The sequence below is a fragment of the Curtobacterium sp. NPDC098951 genome (assembly GCF_044759965.1).
In the GTDB taxonomy this organism is placed as follows: Bacteria; Actinomycetota; Actinomycetes; order Actinomycetales; family Microbacteriaceae; genus Curtobacterium.
In genome coordinates this window covers 637,819-654,615 of record NZ_JBIWAG010000002.1, presented here as the reverse complement: position 1 = coordinate 654,615, position 16,797 = coordinate 637,819, and the positions used below count along the sequence as shown (strand labels likewise).

At 72.0% G+C, this 16,797-nt stretch carries 18 protein-coding genes; 9 read left to right on the top strand and 9 right to left on the bottom strand.

Annotated elements, in window-relative coordinates; all coding sequences use genetic code 11:
- Positions 1–10 precede the first annotated feature (10 nt).
- Entirely contained in the window at positions 11–700 is a 690-nt protein-coding gene (locus ACIQUC_RS07745; protein WP_402265155.1) for a hypothetical protein, read from the bottom strand.
- A gap of 136 nt (positions 701–836) precedes the next feature.
- Here ACIQUC_RS07745 and ACIQUC_RS07740 point away from each other — a divergent pair, with 136 nt between their 5' ends.
- The 3 genes from ACIQUC_RS07740 to ACIQUC_RS07730 are packed head-to-tail and all read left to right on the top strand — an operon-like array spanning position 837 to position 2,640.
- Positions 837–1,262, top strand: coding sequence for an organic hydroperoxide resistance protein (locus ACIQUC_RS07740; protein WP_402265152.1), 426 nt, complete (start codon positions 837–839; stop codon positions 1,260–1,262).
- Between the two features lie 10 nt (positions 1,263–1,272).
- On the top strand, positions 1,273–1,659 hold the full coding sequence (locus ACIQUC_RS07735) for a YchJ family protein (RefSeq protein WP_402265149.1): 387 nt from the start codon (positions 1,273–1,275) through the stop codon (positions 1,657–1,659).
- Between the two features lie 27 nt (positions 1,660–1,686).
- Positions 1,687–2,640: an SDR family NAD(P)-dependent oxidoreductase gene (locus tag ACIQUC_RS07730; RefSeq protein ID WP_402265146.1), complete on the top strand. Its 954-nt coding sequence runs from the start codon at positions 1,687–1,689 to the stop codon at positions 2,638–2,640.
- A 15-nt stretch (positions 2,641–2,655) separates the two neighbouring features.
- Here the strand turns inward: ACIQUC_RS07730 and ACIQUC_RS07725 are convergent, their stop codons facing one another.
- Entirely contained in the window at positions 2,656–3,522 is an 867-nt protein-coding gene (locus ACIQUC_RS07725) for a shikimate dehydrogenase family protein (RefSeq protein ID WP_402265144.1), read from the bottom strand.
- 54 nt (positions 3,523–3,576) lie between these two features.
- Here ACIQUC_RS07725 and ACIQUC_RS07720 point away from each other — a divergent pair, with 54 nt between their 5' ends.
- A complete protein-coding gene (locus ACIQUC_RS07720) occupies positions 3,577–4,587 on the top strand; it encodes an iron-siderophore ABC transporter substrate-binding protein (protein WP_402265142.1) in 1,011 nt (336 codons plus the stop codon).
- A 170-nt stretch (positions 4,588–4,757) separates the two neighbouring features.
- Here the strand turns inward: ACIQUC_RS07720 and ACIQUC_RS07715 are convergent, their stop codons facing one another.
- Positions 4,758–5,162 carry a DUF1304 domain-containing protein gene (locus ACIQUC_RS07715; RefSeq protein WP_187290535.1) on the bottom strand — a complete coding sequence of 135 codons (405 nt, stop codon included), beginning with the start codon at positions 5,160–5,162 and terminating at the stop codon, positions 4,758–4,760.
- A gap of 112 nt (positions 5,163–5,274) precedes the next feature.
- Between ACIQUC_RS07715 and ACIQUC_RS07710 the strand changes: the two genes are divergently transcribed.
- Positions 5,275–5,598 carry a chorismate mutase gene (locus ACIQUC_RS07710; protein WP_022908001.1) on the top strand — a complete coding sequence of 108 codons (324 nt, stop codon included), beginning with the start codon at positions 5,275–5,277 and terminating at the stop codon, positions 5,596–5,598.
- Complete coding sequence (locus tag ACIQUC_RS07705; protein WP_402265139.1) at positions 5,595–6,713, top strand: lactonase family protein; 1,119 nt, start codon at positions 5,595–5,597, stop codon at positions 6,711–6,713. The genes ACIQUC_RS07710 and ACIQUC_RS07705 overlap by 4 nt, the downstream gene beginning before the upstream one ends.
- 121 nt (positions 6,714–6,834) lie before the next feature.
- Here ACIQUC_RS07705 and ACIQUC_RS07700 read toward each other — a convergent pair whose 3' ends face one another.
- Genes ACIQUC_RS07700 through ACIQUC_RS07685 form a run of 4 tightly spaced genes read right to left on the bottom strand, consistent with a single transcriptional unit; the run spans position 6,835 to position 11,177 of the window.
- Positions 6,835–7,755, bottom strand: a complete 921-nt coding sequence (locus tag ACIQUC_RS07700; RefSeq protein WP_402265136.1) for a 2-hydroxyacid dehydrogenase — start codon at positions 7,753–7,755, stop codon at positions 6,835–6,837.
- 40 nt (positions 7,756–7,795) lie between these two features.
- Positions 7,796–10,177, bottom strand: coding sequence for a phosphoribosylformylglycinamidine synthase subunit PurL (gene purL, locus ACIQUC_RS07695; RefSeq protein ID WP_402265133.1), 2,382 nt, complete (start codon positions 10,175–10,177; stop codon positions 7,796–7,798).
- Positions 10,178–10,224: 47 nt separating this feature from the next.
- Entirely contained in the window at positions 10,225–10,920 is a 696-nt protein-coding gene (purQ, locus tag ACIQUC_RS07690; protein ID WP_402265709.1) for a phosphoribosylformylglycinamidine synthase subunit PurQ, read from the bottom strand.
- A gap of 5 nt (positions 10,921–10,925) precedes the next feature.
- The gene (locus tag ACIQUC_RS07685) at positions 10,926–11,177 is read right to left on the bottom strand and encodes a phosphoribosylformylglycinamidine synthase subunit PurS (protein WP_402265130.1); all 252 of its coding nucleotides are present in this window, start codon (positions 11,175–11,177) and stop codon (positions 10,926–10,928) included.
- A 143-nt stretch (positions 11,178–11,320) separates the two neighbouring features.
- On the opposite strand from ACIQUC_RS07685, the gene ACIQUC_RS07680 reads away from it, so the two are divergent.
- On the top strand, positions 11,321–11,935 hold the full coding sequence (locus ACIQUC_RS07680) for a PadR family transcriptional regulator (RefSeq protein WP_402265127.1): 615 nt from the start codon (positions 11,321–11,323) through the stop codon (positions 11,933–11,935).
- Positions 11,932–13,593, top strand: coding sequence for a DHA2 family efflux MFS transporter permease subunit (locus ACIQUC_RS07675; RefSeq protein ID WP_022907994.1), 1,662 nt, complete (start codon positions 11,932–11,934; stop codon positions 13,591–13,593). The genes ACIQUC_RS07680 and ACIQUC_RS07675 overlap by 4 nt, the downstream gene beginning before the upstream one ends.
- Before the next feature lie 281 nt (positions 13,594–13,874).
- Here the strand turns inward: ACIQUC_RS07675 and ACIQUC_RS07670 are convergent, their stop codons facing one another.
- Positions 13,875–14,690 carry a cytochrome c oxidase assembly protein gene (locus tag ACIQUC_RS07670; RefSeq protein WP_402265706.1) on the bottom strand — a complete coding sequence of 272 codons (816 nt, stop codon included), beginning with the start codon at positions 14,688–14,690 and terminating at the stop codon, positions 13,875–13,877.
- Between the two features lie 145 nt (positions 14,691–14,835).
- A complete protein-coding gene (locus ACIQUC_RS07665) occupies positions 14,836–16,143 on the bottom strand; it encodes an acyltransferase (RefSeq protein ID WP_402265124.1) in 1,308 nt (435 codons plus the stop codon).
- Between the two features lie 180 nt (positions 16,144–16,323).
- Here ACIQUC_RS07665 and ACIQUC_RS07660 point away from each other — a divergent pair, with 180 nt between their 5' ends.
- Complete coding sequence (locus ACIQUC_RS07660) at positions 16,324–16,767, top strand: Fur family transcriptional regulator (RefSeq protein ID WP_402265122.1); 444 nt, start codon at positions 16,324–16,326, stop codon at positions 16,765–16,767.
- The last annotated feature ends 30 nt before the right edge of the window (positions 16,768–16,797 follow it).

Sequence of the window (16,797 nt, the reverse complement as noted above, 5' to 3'; positions counted from 1 at the left end):
CGACACGCGTTCACTCGCCGGGCAGGGCCAGCTTGCTGCCGTTCGGACCGTCAGGACGCCCGCGGCGCGGTGCCGGCGGGACCAGCGGCAGCGCCTCGGCCTCGACACTGAGCTGCTCCTGGCGCCCGAGCGTCCGTATGCCGATGATGCCGGTGCCGGTCGTGACCATGATGGAGACGAGCCAGACGCCCGGGAACAGGATCACGCGGGCGCTGTCCCCGGGGGATGCGACGTCCAACACCAGGGTGCCGAGGACGATGCCGATCCACCCACCCGTGAGGAACAGTGAGCGGTACGTCGAGCGGACGAGCAGGTCGCGGGTCTCGGGCATGCCTTGCAGCACCGCGTCTCGATGCTCCGGCGCGACCGGGGGCGGACTGTGCCGGTAGTACCGGGCGACCGCCTCCTGCGTGCGCCACCCGATGCCGGGTACGGGCGGGATCGTCCACCCTCGCGGGCCGATCGGCGTGAGGGCGGCGCCCACGCAGCCGATGCCCGCCGCGCCCGACACCGCGACGACGATCCCAGCGGCCACCGGGACGTCACCACTCGACCGCTCGACGACCGCCGCGAGCACCAGGAGCCCCACCAGCGCGACGAGCGCGACGACGATCCCGACCCGTACGACACGACGGTGCACCCGTCGGTCGACGGGATCGGGCAGACGCCGGCGGTACACCTGCCACCCGAGTCTGAACACGAGGTTCCGTCTACTCCACGAAGCTGACAGCGGCAGGGCCCGGACACGCCCGACGCGCTGGCACCCGCGGGCAGCGACCGCCCGCCGTTCCGCGCCGCTCCAGGGATCGTCCAGGAACGCACGGTGCGCTCGTGTCATGAGTCTCGACATCGTCTACACCGCCGCCGCCCACGCCACCGGAGGCGGCCGGGACGGCCACGTGCGAAGCGAGGACGACCGCCTCGACCTCGACACGCGTCCGCCGCAGGAGATGGGCGGCAGCGGCGAGGGCACGAACCCCGAGCAGCTGTTCGCCGCCGGGTACGCCGCGTGCTTCCTCGGTGCGCTGCACGCCGCCGGCAAGGAGCTCGGCGTCGACACCACCGGCGCGGAGGTCTCGGCCGAGGTCGGCATCGGCGGCACCGGCAACGGCGCCTTCGGGCTCGCGGTGGAGCTCGACGTCTACGCGCCGGCCGCGGCACCGGAGCAGCGGCAGCGCCTCGCCGAGCGCGCGCACGAGATCTGCCCGTACTCGAACGCCACCCGCGGCAACATCACCGTCTCGCTGTCCGTCGTCGACTAGCGTCCCTGCCGTGGTCACCGACGCGACGCGCTGCCCCTGCCTGAGCGGCAACCCGTACGGCGAGTGCTGCGGACCGCTGCACGCCGGCGCCGCGGCTCCGACGGCCGAGCGGCTCATGCGGTCCCGGTTCAGCGCGTTCGCCCTCGGCCTGCCCGCGTACCTGCTGGAGACGTGGCACCCGAGCACCCGTCCGGCGACCCTCGAGCTCGACCCGGCGCAGCGCTGGACACGGTTGGACATCCTGTCGACGCGGGCCGGCGGGCCGTTCGACGCCAGCGGCACGGTCGCCTTCCGTGCCTGGTGGCGGACCGACGACGAGCGGGGCACACTCGAGGAGACGAGCGACTTCGTGCGCGAGCACGGCCGGTGGTCCTACGTGGACGGCACGGTGGCCTGAGCGCGCGTCCCCAGACAGGAGCACACCGTGCCGGACCGTGACCTCGCCGCCTTCGGCGCCCGCACCACCGCCGCCGAGGTCGTGGCGGATCTCGACCTCGGCGGGCGGACGGCCGTCGTGACCGGCGCGGCGTCCGGCATCGGCGTGGAGACGGCCCGGGCGCTCGCCGGCGCGGGTGCAGCCGTCACCCTGGCGGTCCGGGACGTGGCGGCGGGGCACCGGGTCGCCCAGGACATCGCGCACACCACCGGACGCGCCGCCCCCGTCGTGGCGGAGCTGCACCTCGACGATCCGGCGTCCGTCGAGGCCTTCACGGCCGCGTGGTCCGGGCCGCTCGACGTCCTGGTGGCCAACGCCGGCGTCATGGACAGCCCGGAGTCGTACACGTCGGCGGGGTGGGAGTCGCAGTTCGCCACGAACCACCTCGGGCACCTCGCCCTGGCGCTCGGACTGCACGGCGCGCTCGCCGCCGCACCCCGGGCGCGGATCGTCGCGCTGTCGTCGAGCGGTCACGGCAGCTCGCCGGTGGTGTTCGACGACCTGTTCTTCCGGCGACGCCCGTACGTGCCCGGTCTCGCCTACGCCCAGTCCAAGACGGCGAACGTCCTCTTCGCGGTCGAGGCCGGGCGCCGGTGGGCCGACGACGGGATCACCGCGAACGCGTGCATGCCCGGCGGGATCTGGACCGGCCTGCAGAAGCACTGGGACCCCGAGGTCCTCGCGGCGACGAAGGCCTCGGCCGCGGACGTCGTGAAGACCCCGGAGCAGGGTGCGGCGACGTCGGTGCTGCTCGCGACGGCGCCCGAGCTCGACGGCGTCACCGGCCGGTACTTCGAGGACTGCCACGAGGCGACGGTCGTCGACCGCATCACCGACGGCCTGCACGGCGTGCTGCCGTGGGCGCTCGACCCAGCCGCCGCCGAGCGACTCTGGGACGTGTCGGTCGCGCTGCTCGACGCCGAGGCACGGTCCCGTCGCTGACGGTCGGGCGGCCGCTCAGGCCCCGATGGTCTCCGGCAGGCCCACGGAGGCGCGCATCGCCCGCCGCACGTCGGCCTCGGCGGGCAGGAGCTCGTCCTGGTCACCGCTCAGGAAGAACCGGATCTGCCCGAGCGCCTGCTCGGCGAGCATGTCGAGCCCGTTCAGCACGCGCCCGCCGGCATCCGCCCACCGTGAGGCGACGACGGTCGGCCACGGCTCGTAGGCCACGTCGAACAGCACCGCGTCGGGCCCCGACGGCACGAGGTCGAGCCCGTCCGCCGCACCGCCCGGCAGTGTCGAGACGACGAAGCCGTGGCGGGTCCCCGGCAGCTCGGTCAATGGGAGCACCTCGAGCGGGACCCCGAGCCGCACGGCCAGCTCGACGAGGTGTCCGGCCTTCGCGGTGTCCCGCAGGAACACCCGCACGTGCGACGATCCGAGCCGGACGGCAGCGGTGAGGGCGCTGGCCGCCGTCGCGCCGCCCCCGAGCACCGTCGCATCGCCGGGTCGGTGTCCGAGCGCCTCGACCGGGCGCACGATGCCCTCGACGTCCGTGTTCGCGCCTTCCCGCAGGACGGTGTCGCCGACGGTCCGGAACGCGATCGTGTTGGCGACCCCGAGCTCGTCCACGAGCGGCGTCGTCCGGTCGAGCATCGGCAGGACCTCGCGCTTGAGCGGCATGGTCAGGCTCAGGCCGCGCCAGTCGGGACCCAGCCCCGCGACGAACGCGTCCAGCCCACCGGACGCGACCTCGTGCCTCCCGTACGTGAACGGCACCCCGAGCACGTCGTAGGCCGCCGCGTGCAGCGTGGGGGAGAGGGAGTGGGCGATGGGGGAGCCGAGCACCGCGAGGCGGACGCGACGCGGTTCGGAGAGGTGCACGCTGTCAGCCTATCCAGGGTCCACCGGCAGAAGTCTTAGGGTAGCCTTACCTACGTGATCCGTTCCTCCGCCCGACTCCGCCGCGTGCTCGCTGCCGCGGGCGCCGTCGTCGCCGCCTCCCTCGTCCTCGCCGGCTGCGCCTCCGGTTCCGGCTCCTCGTCCGACGACGCATCGTCGTCGACGACGGCGGACGGCCAGTTCCCGGTCTCCATCACCACCGCGCTCGGCACCACGACGATCGACTCGCAGCCGAAGCGTGTCGTCGCCCTCGGCTGGGGCGACGCCGAGACCGCACTCGAACTCGGCGTGCAGCCCGTCGGCGCGAGCGACTGGCTCGCGTTCGGTGGCGACGGCGTCGGACCGTGGCTCAAGGGTGCGTACACGAAGTCGCCGAAGATCATCCAGACGCTCGAGCCGAGCTACGAGGACATCCTCAAGCTCAAGCCGGACGTGATCCTCGACGTGAAGTCCTCGGGCGACAAGGACCGGTACGCGAAGCTCTCCGCGATCGCGCCGACCGTGGCGATCCCGAAGGGCGGCGAGAACTACCTTGCGTCGACCGAGCAGCAGACCACGATGATCGCGAAGGCGCTCGGCAAGGAGACCGAGGGCAAGAAGCTCCTCGCCGGTCTCGACGACGCCTACGCCGCCGCCCGCAAGGCGCACCCGGACTTCGAGGGCAAGTCGGCGGTCGTCGGCGCCTACACGTCCGAGGGCTTCGGGGCCTACGCCTCGACCGACAGCCGCTCGACGTTCATGCGGAACCTCGGCTTCACGATCCCGAAGGCGATCGACGAGCAGGCCGGCACGGCGTTCTCGGTGCACCTGTCGGACGAGAACCTCGACCTGCTGAACGCCGACCTGACACTCATCCTGCCGATCTACGTCGATGCGTCGAAGGCCGAGAGCGACCCGCTGTTCCAGAAGGTGCCGTCGGTCGAGGCCGGGCACGCGATCGTCTTCGACGACCCCGACGTGTCCTCGGCGTTCTCGATGGGCACCACCGCGGCGATCGAATGGGCGCTGCAGAAGCTGCCGGACGAGTTCCAGGCGAAGCTCGGCTGACGCCGACGCTGCAGACGGGAGGAGGGCCCCACCCGCCGGTTCCGGCGTGACGCGCCAGCGGCACGACGGCCGTGACGGGAGGGACGGTGCCAGCTGGCACCGCGCCTCCCGTCGTCGTGTGGTCGCGTCGCGAGTCGGCGTCGGCGTCCGGCCGCCCGGACGCTGCCGCCTCAGGCGCCGAACGTCGAGCCGAGGAAGGCGAAGAGCAGGGCGATCAGCGGGAAGGACCCCTGCGAGAACGCGGAGTTGAGGTACTTGCGGCCCGTCCCGAGCAGGACCACCGCGGCACCGAGCATCGACGCCGTCGAGAACACCACGAGCGTCCACCCCGTGGCACCGTTGCCGGTGACCGCGAGCACGACACCGAGGATCGCGCCGATCGCGAGGAACAGGTTGTAGAAGCCCTGGTTGAACGCCATCGCGCGCGTCGCCTGGACCTCGGTCTCCGACGACAGCCCGAAGATCCGGCGCACCCGGGGACTCGTCCAGGCGACGGACTCGAGGAAGAAGATGTACACGTGCACGAGGCCCGCGAGGACCGCAAACACGCTCGAGATCACGAGCAGGACCGACATGGACTCCATTCTCGCAGTTCCGAAGCCGTGCTCAGGTCTTCCTCAGGTTGCGGTCGTCGGACGCCCACGTAACCGGGCCGTTCCGCGCGGCCGTGGCCGTTAGGCTCGTGACATGAGCGACGACGTCACCACGCCCCAGTACGACCCGGCGGCCGTCGCCGAACTGGCCAGCATCCGCCAGAGCATCGACAACATCGACGCCGCGGTGATCCACATGCTCGCCGAGCGGTTCAAGTACACCCAGCGCGTGGGGTACCTCAAGGCCGCCGCGGGCATGCCGGCGGCCGACCCCGGGCGCGAGCAGATCCAGGTGTCACGGCTGCGCTCCCTCGCCGCCGAATCGCACCTCGACCCGGCCTTCGCGGAGAAGTTCCTGAACTTCATCGTGGCCGAGGTCATCCACCACCACGAACAGATCGCCGGCGGCGACGAGTGAGCGCCACGCTCCCGACCCTGCTCGTCGGCTCGTACACGGCCACGGGCGGCGGGAACGCGACGGGCATCTCGGTCGTGTCGGCCGGGCCGGTCGGGGGCGCTGACGGCGACGCTCCGACCGTTCGGACCGTCGCGGTGATCGACGACCCCTCGTTCCTCGCCGTCTCCGGAGACCGGGTCTACGCCGTGTCCGAGACGGCCGACGGCGGTGTCTCGGCCTTCCGCCGGGACGGCACCTCGCTCGAGCACCTCTGGGACGCGCCGGCCGGCGGGGACGCCCCGTGCCACGTCCGGGTCGACCCGTCCGGCACGCTCGTCGTCACGAACTACGTCTCGGGGACGGTCACGGCGGTCGCACTCGCGGCGGCCGAGTCGCACGCGGCGTCGGTGCTCGGCAGCGACGGCGTGCTCGGTACCCACGCCGGCGACGACGTCGTCGTGCCGCACGGCAGCGACGACCGGGTGACGGCGCCGGCCTCCGCCCTCGTCTCCGCGATCCTGCCGGACACCACCGGCCCGGTCGAGGACCGGCAGGAGGGTCCGCACGCCCACCAGTCGGTCGCGACGCCCGACGGCACCGTCCTCGTGGCGGACCTCGGCGGCGACGCGCTGCACGAGTTCCGGGTCACCGATGTACCGAGCATCGAGCAGGTCCGCGTCCACCACGTCACCCCCGGCGTCGGGCCACGGCATCTCGCCTGGTACGACGGCGACCTCCTCGTCGCCGGCGAACTCGACGGCCGGGTCCACCGCCTGCGTCGCGACGGGTCGGGGTCGTTCGTGTCGGTGGCCTCTGCGGCGACCTTCACCGGAGAGGTCGGTGAGTCGCTCCTCAGCCACATCGAGGTCGACGACGCCGGGCGCGTGTACGTCGCGGTGCGCGGGCGTGACCTGGTCGTCGTGCTCGACGCGTCCGACGGCGGGCTGACCGTCGTCGGCTCGGCGTCCTCGGGCGGGGTGTGGCCCCGGCACTTCGCGCGGGTGCCCGGGTTCCTCCTCGTGGCGAACCAGATGTCCGACGCGATCGCGGTCCTGCCGCTCGGTGCGGACGGCGTCCCGGGGGAGGCCGTCGCACAGATCGCGGTCGGCACGCCGACCTGCATCGTGCCGGTCTGACGACCGTGCTGGGCCGGCTCGCCACGAGCCGGCACCGGCCGGGCCGGCTCGCCACGGGCCGGTACCGGCCGGGCCGGCTCGCCACGGTTCGGCTCGCCACGGGCCGGTACCGGCCGGTGTGTCAGGCGTCGATGACGTTCTCGAACGGGCGGCCCTCGGCCAGCGCGGCCACCTGCCGCCGCATCAGCTCGATCGAGCGCGGCACGCTGAGGTCCGTGTTGCCGCCGACGTGCGGCGTCAGGACCGTGTTGGGCGTCGTCCAGAGCGGGTGCCCGTCGGGCAGGGGTTCGGGATCGGTGACGTCGAGCGCTGCCGACAGACGTCCGGACCGCAGCTCGGCGACGAGGGCATCGGTGTCGACGACCCTGCCGCGGGCGACGTTCACCACGAGGGCGCCGTCGGGCAGCGCGGCGAGCAGGTCGGCGTCCACCAGCCGTTCGGTCTCGTCCGTCAGCGGGGCGATGAGCACGAGGACGTCGGTCGTCGCAGCGAGCGACGGGAGCTCGTCGAACGCGTGCACCTGCCGACCGTCCTGCTCGCGTGCCGTGCGCGCGACCACCGTGACCTCGGTGCGGAACGCGTCGAAGCGGGTCGCGATGGCGGACCCGATGGCGCCGTAGCCGACCACGGTGACGCGCCGGTCCGCCAGGGACCGGGTGGTCCGGGCGTCCCAGACGCCGTTCGCACGGTCGGCCTGGAACGCCCCGAGCTCGCGCAGCGACGTCAGGGCGAGGCCCACCGCGAGTTCGGCGGTCTCGTCGTCGTGGATCCCGCGGCCGTTCGCGAGCTGTGCGTGCCCGGGGACGTGCGGGATCGCGTGCTCGTACCCGGCGCTCGGCAGCTGCAGGAGCCGCAGGTTCGGCAGGTCGTGCACGTACTGCCACCGGTGGCGTCCGCCGAAGTAGAACGGCAGGAACGCGATGGCGACGTCGTCGGGGCGCCCGTACGGTGCCTCGACGTCCCACACGTCGAGCTCGATGCCCTCCGGCACGGGGCCGAAGCGATCGACGAGTTCACGGAACGGCAGGGTGACGACGGGCATCAGGCGGCACCCGTCGTCGTGGCGCTCCGGTCCGACCCGTTCAGGAGTCGGTCCGCGGCGAGAACGAGCCGTGGTCGTCGAGCGGACCCCGACCGACGTAGCCCTCGGTCACGTCCTCGACGATGACGTCGCCGAACCGGCTCGGCAGCGTCGCACCGTGCGTCCCGCGCAGCTCGTCGAGCGTCGCCTCGAACGCGCCCTGGACCTCGAGCGACCCGCTCGTGGCGTCGGTGACGCCGATGCGGAGCACCGGGAAGCCCCGGCCGTCGCAGAGGCCCTGGAACCGGACGTCGTCCTCGCGCCGGACCGTCACGATGACGCGACCGGTCGACTCGGAGAACAGGGCGGTCGCCGTGTCGACGCCGTCGCGCTCCTCGACCTCGTCGAGCACCACACGAGCGCCGAGGCCGAAGCGGAGCACCGACTCGGCGAGCGACTGGCCGAGGCCGCCGTCCGCCAGGTCGTGGGCACTCGTCAGCAGCTGCTCGTTCGCGGCGGCGTGCAGGAGGTCGGCGAGGGCCTTCTCCTGCGCGAGGTCGACCGCCGGCGGACGACCACCGAGGTGGCCGTGCACGGTGCCGGCCCACGCCGAGCCGTCGAGCTCGAGGCTCGTGGTGCCGAGCAGGTAGATGTTGTGGCCGTCGTCCTGCCAGCCGGAGGGCACGCGCAGCGCGACGTCCTCGATCACGCCGAGGACACCGACGACCGGGGTCGGGTGGATCGGCGTGGTGCCGGTCTGGTTGTAGAACGACACGTTGCCGCCCGTGACCGGGATGCCGAGCTCCATGCAGCCGTCTGCGAGGCCCTCGACGGCCTCGGAGAACTGCCACATGACCTCGGGGTTCTCGGGGGAGCCGAAGTTCAGGCAGTCGGTCACGGCGGCGGGGACGGCACCGGTGACGGCGACGTTCCGGTACGCCTCGGCCAGGGCCAGGCGGGCGCCCTGCTTCGGGTCGAGCTGGCAGTAGCGACCGTTCGCGTCGGTGGCGATCGTGACGCCGAGCCCGGTCTCCTCGTCGACGCGGATCATTCCGCCGTCGTCGGGGAAGGAGAGCGCCGTGTTGCCGAGCACGTAGGTGTCGTACTGGTTCGTCACCCAGTTCTTCGACGCGAGGTTCGGCGAACCGAGCAGTTGCAGGAACTGTGCCTTGAGCGCGGGGCCGTCTGCCGGGCGGTCGAGGGACGCGGCCGAGTCGGCCTGCAGCGCGTCGATCCAGGTCGGGTACGCGACCGGGCGGTCGTAGACCGGGCCGTCGACGGCGACCGTGCGCGGGTCGACGTTCACGATCTCCTGGCCCTGCCAGTCGATGACGAGGCGGCCGGTGCCGGTGACCTCGCCGAGGACGCTGGTCTCGACCTCCCACTTGCCGACGACGCGCAGGAACTCGTCGAGCTTCTCGGGGCGGACGACCGCCATCATGCGCTCCTGGCTCTCCGACATGAGGATCTCCTCGGCGGTGAGCGTGGGGTCGCGCAGCAGGACGTCGTCGAGCGAGATGTGCATGCCGCCGTCGCCGTTGGACGCGAGCTCGCTCGTCGCGCACGAGATGCCGGCCGCACCGAGGTCCTGGATGCCCTCGACGAGCTCCTGCTGGAAGAGCTCGAGGCAGCACTCGATGAGGACCTTCTCGGCGAAGGGGTCGCCGACCTGGACCGCGGGGCGCTTGGTCGGGCCGCCCTCGGTGAAGGTGTCGGACGCGAGGATCGACGCGCCGCCGATGCCGTCGCCACCGGTGCGGGCACCGAAGAGCACGACCTTGTTGCCGGCGCCCGAGGCGTTCGCGAGGTGCAGGTCCTCGTGGCGGAGGACCCCGACCGCGAGGGCGTTCACCAGCGGGTTGCCCTGGTACACCGGGTCGAAGTAGGTCTCGCCGCCGATGTTCGGAAGGCCGAGGCAGTTGCCGTAGAACGAGATGCCGCCGACGACGCCGTGCACGACGCGCTGCGTGTCCTCGTGGTCGATCGCACCGAAGCGGAGCTGGTCCATCACGGCGACCGGACGGGCACCCATCGAGATGATGTCGCGGACGATGCCGCCGACACCGGTCGCGGCGCCCTGGTACGGCTCGACGTAGGACGGGTGGTTGTGCGACTCGACCTTGAAGGTGACCGCCCAGCCGTTGCCGACGTCGATGACACCGGCGTTCTCGCCCATGCCGACCATGAGGTTCTTCGTCATCTCCGGCGTGACCTTCTTGCCGAACTGACGCAGGTAGTTCTTCGAGGACTTGTACGAGCAGTGCTCGGACCACATCACGGAGTACATCGCCAGCTCGCCCGAGGTGGGGCGGCGGCCGAGGATCTCGCGGATCTTCGCGTACTCGTCCGCCTTCAGCCCGAGCGCCTCGTACGGCTGCTCCTTGTCGGGGGTGGCTGCGGCGTCCTGGACGGTGTCGGGCTTCGGGCGAACGGAGGTCGTCACGGTGTTGTCGTTCCCTGTCACTGGAGTCGTGGTCGTCGGAGTCGTCGTCACTTGACGAGCGTCGACTCGATCACGGAGGTGAAGAAGGTGAGGCCGTCCGTCCCGGAGGCCATCGCCGCGGGGGTGTCCGGGCCGAACCCGGGCTCCGTCGCGTGCTCGGGGTGCGGCATCAGACCGACGACGTTGCCACGCTCGTTCGAGACGCCGGCGATGTCGTCGATCGACCCGTTCGGGTTCACGCCGACGTAGCGGAACACGACCTGGCCGTTGTCCTCGATGCGCTTGATCTCGTCGGCGTCCGCGACGAAGCGGCCGTCGGCGTTCTTCAGCGGGATGGTGATCTCCTGCTGCGCGGTGAAGCCGCTCGTCCACGCCGTCGCGGTCGTCTCGACGCGGAGCTTCTGGTCGCGCCGGATGAACTGCTGGTGGGCGTTGCGGGTGTGCGCACCGGGCACGAGCCGCGCCTCGGCGAGCATCTGGAAGCCGTTGCAGATGCCGAGCACGGGCATGCCCTTGCCGGCGGCGTGGATGACCTCGGCCATGATCGGGGCCTTGGCCGCGATGGCGCCGGCGCGCAGGTAGTCGCCGTAGGAGAACCCGCCGGGGAGCACGATCGCGTCGACACCCTGCAGGTCGTGGTCGCCGTGCCAGAGGGCGACGGGGTCCGCGCCCGCGAGACGGACGGCGCGCTGGGCGTCGCGGTCGTCGAGCGAGCCCGGGAACGTGATGACGCCGATCCGCATCGAGGTCACGCGTCCTCGACCGTGACCGACACGACGTCTTCGATGACGGCGTTGGAGAAGACGTCGGCGGCGATCGCGCGGACCTCGGCGAGCTTCTGGTCGTCGACCGGGCCGTCGACGGCCACCTCGAAGCGCTTGCCGATGCGGACGTTGGTCAGGTCGGCCTTGCCGAGACGGGCGAGCGCGTTGCCCACCGCCTTGCCCTGGGGGTCGAGGATCTCGGCCTTGGGCATGACCTCGACGACGATCGTTGGCACGTGTTCACTCCAGCACTTCGGGGATGGGTGGGACGAGAACAGTCTAAGCGGCGGGCGCGCCGCGCCCGACCGCTTGTGGAGAAGTCGTCGAAGGCGTACATTCCATTTGGAATAATCGGTACGGACCAACCCAGGAGGCACGGATGGCGTCGCTCACGCCCCTCGCGTTCGCCGCGCTCGGGCTCCTCGCCGAGGCGCCCATGCACCCCTACGAGATGTTCCAGACGATGCTGCAGCGCCGCGAGGACCAGAACGTCAAGGTCCGACCCGGCACGCTCTACCACCAGATCGGTCGTCTGGTGGACCTCGGGTACGCCGAGGCGCTCGGCACCGCGCGTGCGGGCAACCGACCCGAACGCACCACCTACGCGATCACCGACCACGGGCGTGCCGCGCTCGAGGACGGCCTCCGCCGGATGATCGCCGAGCCCGCCGACGAGTACCCCGAGTTCCAGCTCGCCCTCTCGCACGTCGACAACCTGAGCGCACCCGACGCGGCGACCGCCCTGCGGGCCCGTGCCGGGGCGCTCCGCGCGGAACGCGAGCAGTACGACGAAGCCGCCACGGGCCTCCAGGCCAAGCGTCTCGCGAGCCGCTTCTGGCTCGACGTGTCGTACGTACGTGCCATGCTCACCGCGCAGATCGAGTGGCTCGACGCCGCGGCCGACCGGATCGCGAGCGGTGACATCCCCTGGGACGGCCCGGCCGTCCCCACCGACGAAGACACCACCACGAACAGCAAGGAACCCACTCGATGACCTCCGTCTCGACCACCACCGAGAAGAAGCCGTGGCCGGCCCTCTGGGCCCTCGTCGTCGGCTTCTTCATGATCCTCGTCGACTCGACGATCGTGTCCGTCGCGACGCCGACCATCGCCGCGAAGCTCGACGCGAGCATCAACTCCGTCATCTGGGTGACGAGCGCCTACCTGCTCGCCTACGCCGTGCCGCTGCTCATCACCGGCCGGCTCGGTGACCGCTTCGGCCCGAAGGTCATGTACCAGACGGGCCTCGTGGTCTTCACGCTCGCGAGCCTCTGGTGCGGTCTCGCCGGGTCGATCGAGCTGCTCATCGTGGCGCGCGTCGTGCAGGGGCTCGGCGCGGCGATGATGACGCCGCAGACGATGGCAGTGATCACCCGCATCTTCCCGCCGCAGAACCGCGGCGCCGCGATGGGCCTCTGGGGTGCCGTCGCCGGTGTCGCCTCGCTCGTCGGCCCGATCGTCGGCGGCCTGCTCGTCGACGGCTTCGGCTGGGAGTGGATCTTCTTCGTCAACGTCCCCGTCGGCGTGGTCGCGTTCGTGCTCGCGCAGCGGTTCGTCCCCACGTTCGACCGGCACGGACACCGCTTCGACACCCTCGGCATCGTGCTGAGCGCCGTCGGCATGTTCCTGCTCGTGTTCGGCATCCAGGAAGGCGAGACGTACGACTGGGGCACCATCACCGGGCCCATCTCGGTCTGGTCGCTCATCATCGCCGGCATCGTCGTCCTGGTCGCCTTCGTGGTCTGGCAGGGCGTGCAGAAGGGCGAGCCGCTCCTGCCGCTCGGTCTCTTCAAGGACCGCAACTTCACGCTCGCGAACATCGCCATCACCGCCGTCGGCGTCGCGATCTCGTCGTTCGCCCTGCCGATCATGCTCTGGGCGCAGGACGTGCTCGCCTTCAGCCCGACCGAGGCGGCGCTGCTCCTCGTGCCGCAGGCCGTGCTCTCGGCCGGCCTCGCGCCGCTCGTCGGCAAGAACCTCAACCGGTGGAGCCTCCGCTGGGTCGCGGCGTTCGGTCTCGCGTGCTTCTCGGGTGCGCTGTTCTGGTTCGGCTCGCTCCTGGCCTCCGGCGCCGACTGGGGCTGGGTGCTCCTGCCGTCGACGCTCCTCGGGCTCGCGAACGCCTGCATGTGGGGACCGCTCTCGGTCTCGGCGACGCGGAACCTCCCGCCGAAGCTCGCCGGTGCCGGCTCCGGTGTCTACAACACGACGCGGCAGATCGGTGCGGTCCTCGGCTCGGCCGGCATCGCGGCCCTGATCGAGGCGCGCATCACCGCGAACTTCCCGTCCGGTGCGGGTGGGTCGTCCGGTGGGGCCGAGCAGCAGGTCGGGACGCTCCCGGGCTTCCTGCAGCAGCCGTTCGCGACCGCCATGGGGCAGTCGCTCGTCCTGCCGGCCGTGGTCCTCGTGGTCGCGATCGTCGCCGCGCTGTTCCTCGCGAAGCCGAAGCAGACGGTGGCGTGGCAGCGGAGCGGTGCGGTGTCCGACGGGTCGCCGGCGTCGTCCACTTCGACCTCGACCGGATCCTCGACCGCGGGTGACGAGGCGGGTGCCGAGCAGCGCCACGGTGTGCACGCCGCCGCCCCTGCTCCGGAGACCGCCGAGGCCGAGCTCGCCGCGACCGACCACCACGGGCGGCACGCGGACGCCTAGTCCGGGTCCTGCCGGAGCCCCGCGTCGCACCGTGCGGCGCGGGGCTCCTGTGCGCGTGCGCGTGCGGGGCGGTGCGGCGGTGCGGTGGCAGGTGCGGGTGCGGGTGCGACATCGTCGATGTCGTACGACAGCGGTGTTGTCGCTCGTGCGCGAACGCAATCGTTGCGACCGCCCGCAAGCGACAAGTTCGACGTCGTACGACATCGACCTTGTCGTTCGACGTCGGCGGCCGGCGGTGCGCGGTCGACGTCGGCGGCCGGCGGTCCGCGGTCGAGCCCCGGTCACCCGCGGCGCTGCAGGTGCGCCCGGGTGAGCTCGGCCATCTCCTCGTCGGTGAGCGCGTCGACGGAGCGGGCCTCACGGCGGTCGGAGCGCTGCCACCGGATGAACAGCGAGATGAGCACGGGGACGTCCGCGACCTCGGCGATGAACCACAGCAGGTCCCCGGCGAGGTGCTGGTCGCGCAGGGGCGACGGGAACCAGGGCTGTCCGACCGCCTGCGTGACCGAGCCGTCGAGCACGTGGTTCGTGATCCGGAGCACGATGCCCGGGATCGCGTCCGCCATCAGCTCGACGAAGGCGAGCAGGAACTCCACCGTGACGAAGGTCGACGAGCGCAGGATCCCCGGCTCGGACAGCGGGGTCAGCAGTGCGAACCCGAGCACCGGCACGAACACCGTGATGGCGGTCGCCCACACCGGGGACTCGCGGATGGTCGCCGAGAACGGGGTGAGCAGCACGCAGAACAGCGCGAGGGCGACCAGGGGCGACACGATGGCGTTGCCGAGGAACCGCGCCGGACGCGATGCGAGCGCTGCCGAGGCGGCGCGCGCGAGGCGAGCCGGGCCTCCCGAGCGGAGCAACGAGACGGGCGCGGCGAACGCGGCGAAGGTGGGGACCGCGAAGAAGAGCAGGGCCAGCCGCAGCACGAACGCCCACCGGAGGTCCCGGTCGTGGATGCCCACGATGCCGAACTGCAGGATCCCGAACAGGACCAGCGCGCCGACGAAGGCGAGCGTCCGCCACCACGGCCACCGGGTGCCCCGACGGGCGGCACCCACCATCCACCAGCCGTAGGTGACCGCGGCTACGGCGATGAGGACGGCCGCGAGCGGATCGAGGTGCCACGTGCTCCAGAACTCGGGTGTCGACGGCGTGGGGTGCCTCCTGCGGGTCGTGCTGCCGACGACAATCCTCCGCCCGCCCGGCGCCCCGGACCGTCCCCCGCCGGTGAGAACCGGTTCAGATCCGGACGGCGCTCCGAGCGGGCACGGTCCGGGTCAACAGGTGGACCCCGACCGGGACGGCGAGGGTGCCGAGCAGTGCCACCGCCAACGACAGGTGCAGCTGCATCACCACGAAGGCCGGACCGATCGTGCAGAGCGCCGCGACGGCGAGCACCGGCCAGGCCGGGCGATCGGTGCCCGGGACCAGCCGGGGGAGCGGCCGGTCGAAGCGGCGGAGCGCGCGGGCTGTGCCGAGCGCGACCACGAGCAGGACGACGAGGGCCACGCCGCGGGTCGCCCACCAGGACGGCGAGCCCGGCGTCGGGAACGGCACGCCGACGAGCAGGGCGACGCCGTTCAGTGCGATGAACAGCGGCAGGTGCCAGAGGTAGATCGTCATCCCGTCCCGGCCGAGCAGGAACACCGTGGCCTGTGCGGCCAGGGTGCGCATGAGTCGTGCGAGCGGTGCGTGCACGACCTGGACGAGGCAGGCCTGGGCGATCGCCAGCACGGCGAGCGGCAGCATCGGCGGGTTGAGGTCCTGCAGCATGTCCGGGGCCCAGAGCCCGATCGACGTCAGGGGCACGAGCACGCCGTACCCGGCCGCGGCGACGGCGACGAGCAGCACGCGGGAGCGCCGGGCGAACCAGCCGTCGGCCCAGAGGAACCCGAGCTGCTGCGCGAAGAGCCACACGGGTCCGAGGTTGACCAGACCCACCTCGGCCGTCCCGGTGGCGAAGCGCACGGCGTCGACGGCCGCGGCGAGGGCCAGCAGTGCCACGAGCGTGCGCCACGGAGCGCGCTCGTGCAGGCGCATCATGAACGGCACGCAGCACTGGGTGATCCCGTACGCGGCGAGGAACCAGAGCGGCGAGCCGATGCCGAACGCCACCTCGGCGAGCAGGTCCGCCGGCGTCCCGAGCAGGGTGGCGACGCCGAGGCCGACCGCCAGCACCGCGAAGAGGGGGATCGCGGGCCGGAAGAGCCGCACGAGCCGGGTCGCGACGAAGTCCCGCGCGCCGCCGCCCCGCGCGACCGTGGAGCGCCACCCCACGGCGCTGGCGAACCCGCCGACCACGAAGAACAGCGGCATCACCTGGCCGACCCAGGTCGCGGCGACGTACCAGGGGAGCTCCTGGAGCGGACTCGTCACCGCGATGCCGTCCGCCCCCACGGCGACCCCGACCATCGTGACGTGCACGAAGACGACGAGGACGACGCATGCCGTCCGGATGAGGTCGACGACCAGGTCCCGCTGCGCGATGATCCCCCGGACGTCCTCGGCACGGTTCGCCTGCTGCGGCAGGCCCTGTTGCGTGGACATGGCGGGACGCTAGCGCGGGATCGGGCACTCCCAGGGGTGTTGCAGGTGATCGCGACCGGATCGTGACACATCGTATTCCGCTCCGGGAATGCGTCTGGGCGGTGCGGTCGCGCTGGCCGGGTGGGCCGCCTGGTGTACAGTGACGGTGTTGTCTTGATTCCTGCAAAAGAAAGGCCCAGCATGGACGTCGACGCCGATCTGCTCCGCGCCTCCGGCCTGCGGGTCACGACGCCACGGCTCGCCGTCCTCCGGGCGACCGCGACGATGCCGCACGCGACGGCCGACGACATCGTCACCGCGCTCACCGCCGAGTTGCCGACCACCAGTCACCAGGCGGTCTACGGCGTCCTCGCGGCGCTCACCGGCGTCGGGTTGGTGCGGCGGATCGAGCCGGCGGGCAGCCCCGCGCGGTACGAGCGGCGGACCGGTGACAACCACCACCACATCGTCTGCACGATGTGCGGCGCGATCGAGGACGTCGACTGCGCCGTCGGCCACGCCCCCTGCCTCACGCCGTCCGAGACCCACGGCTTCGCCGTCACCACGGCCGAGGTCACCTACTGGGGCATCTGCGAGCAGTGCGCCGCCGCCGAGCGCGACGTCACCGGGGCCGTCCCGGCCTGACCGCAGACACCCCGACCCGGGGACGACCGC

Coding starts and splice junctions, on each gene's coding strand:
- ACIQUC_RS07660 (WP_402265122.1), top strand. CDS start 16,324: ATGGACGTCGACGCCGATCTGCTCCGCGCCTCCGGCCTGCGGGTCACG.
- ACIQUC_RS07680 (WP_402265127.1), top strand. CDS start 11,321: ATGGCGTCGCTCACGCCCCTCGCGTTCGCCGCGCTCGGGCTCCTCGCC.
- purQ (WP_402265709.1), bottom strand. CDS start 10,920: ATGCGGATCGGCGTCATCACGTTCCCGGGCTCGCTCGACGACCGCGAC.
- ACIQUC_RS07665 (WP_402265124.1), bottom strand. CDS start 16,143: ATGTCCACGCAACAGGGCCTGCCGCAGCAGGCGAACCGTGCCGAGGAC.
- ACIQUC_RS07710 (WP_022908001.1), top strand. CDS start 5,275: ATGAGCGACGACGTCACCACGCCCCAGTACGACCCGGCGGCCGTCGCC.
- ACIQUC_RS07740 (WP_402265152.1), top strand. CDS start 837: ATGAGTCTCGACATCGTCTACACCGCCGCCGCCCACGCCACCGGAGGC.
- ACIQUC_RS07675 (WP_022907994.1), top strand. CDS start 11,932: ATGACCTCCGTCTCGACCACCACCGAGAAGAAGCCGTGGCCGGCCCTC.
- ACIQUC_RS07715 (WP_187290535.1), bottom strand. CDS start 5,162: ATGTCGGTCCTGCTCGTGATCTCGAGCGTGTTTGCGGTCCTCGCGGGC.
- ACIQUC_RS07700 (WP_402265136.1), bottom strand. CDS start 7,755: ATGCCCGTCGTCACCCTGCCGTTCCGTGAACTCGTCGATCGCTTCGGC.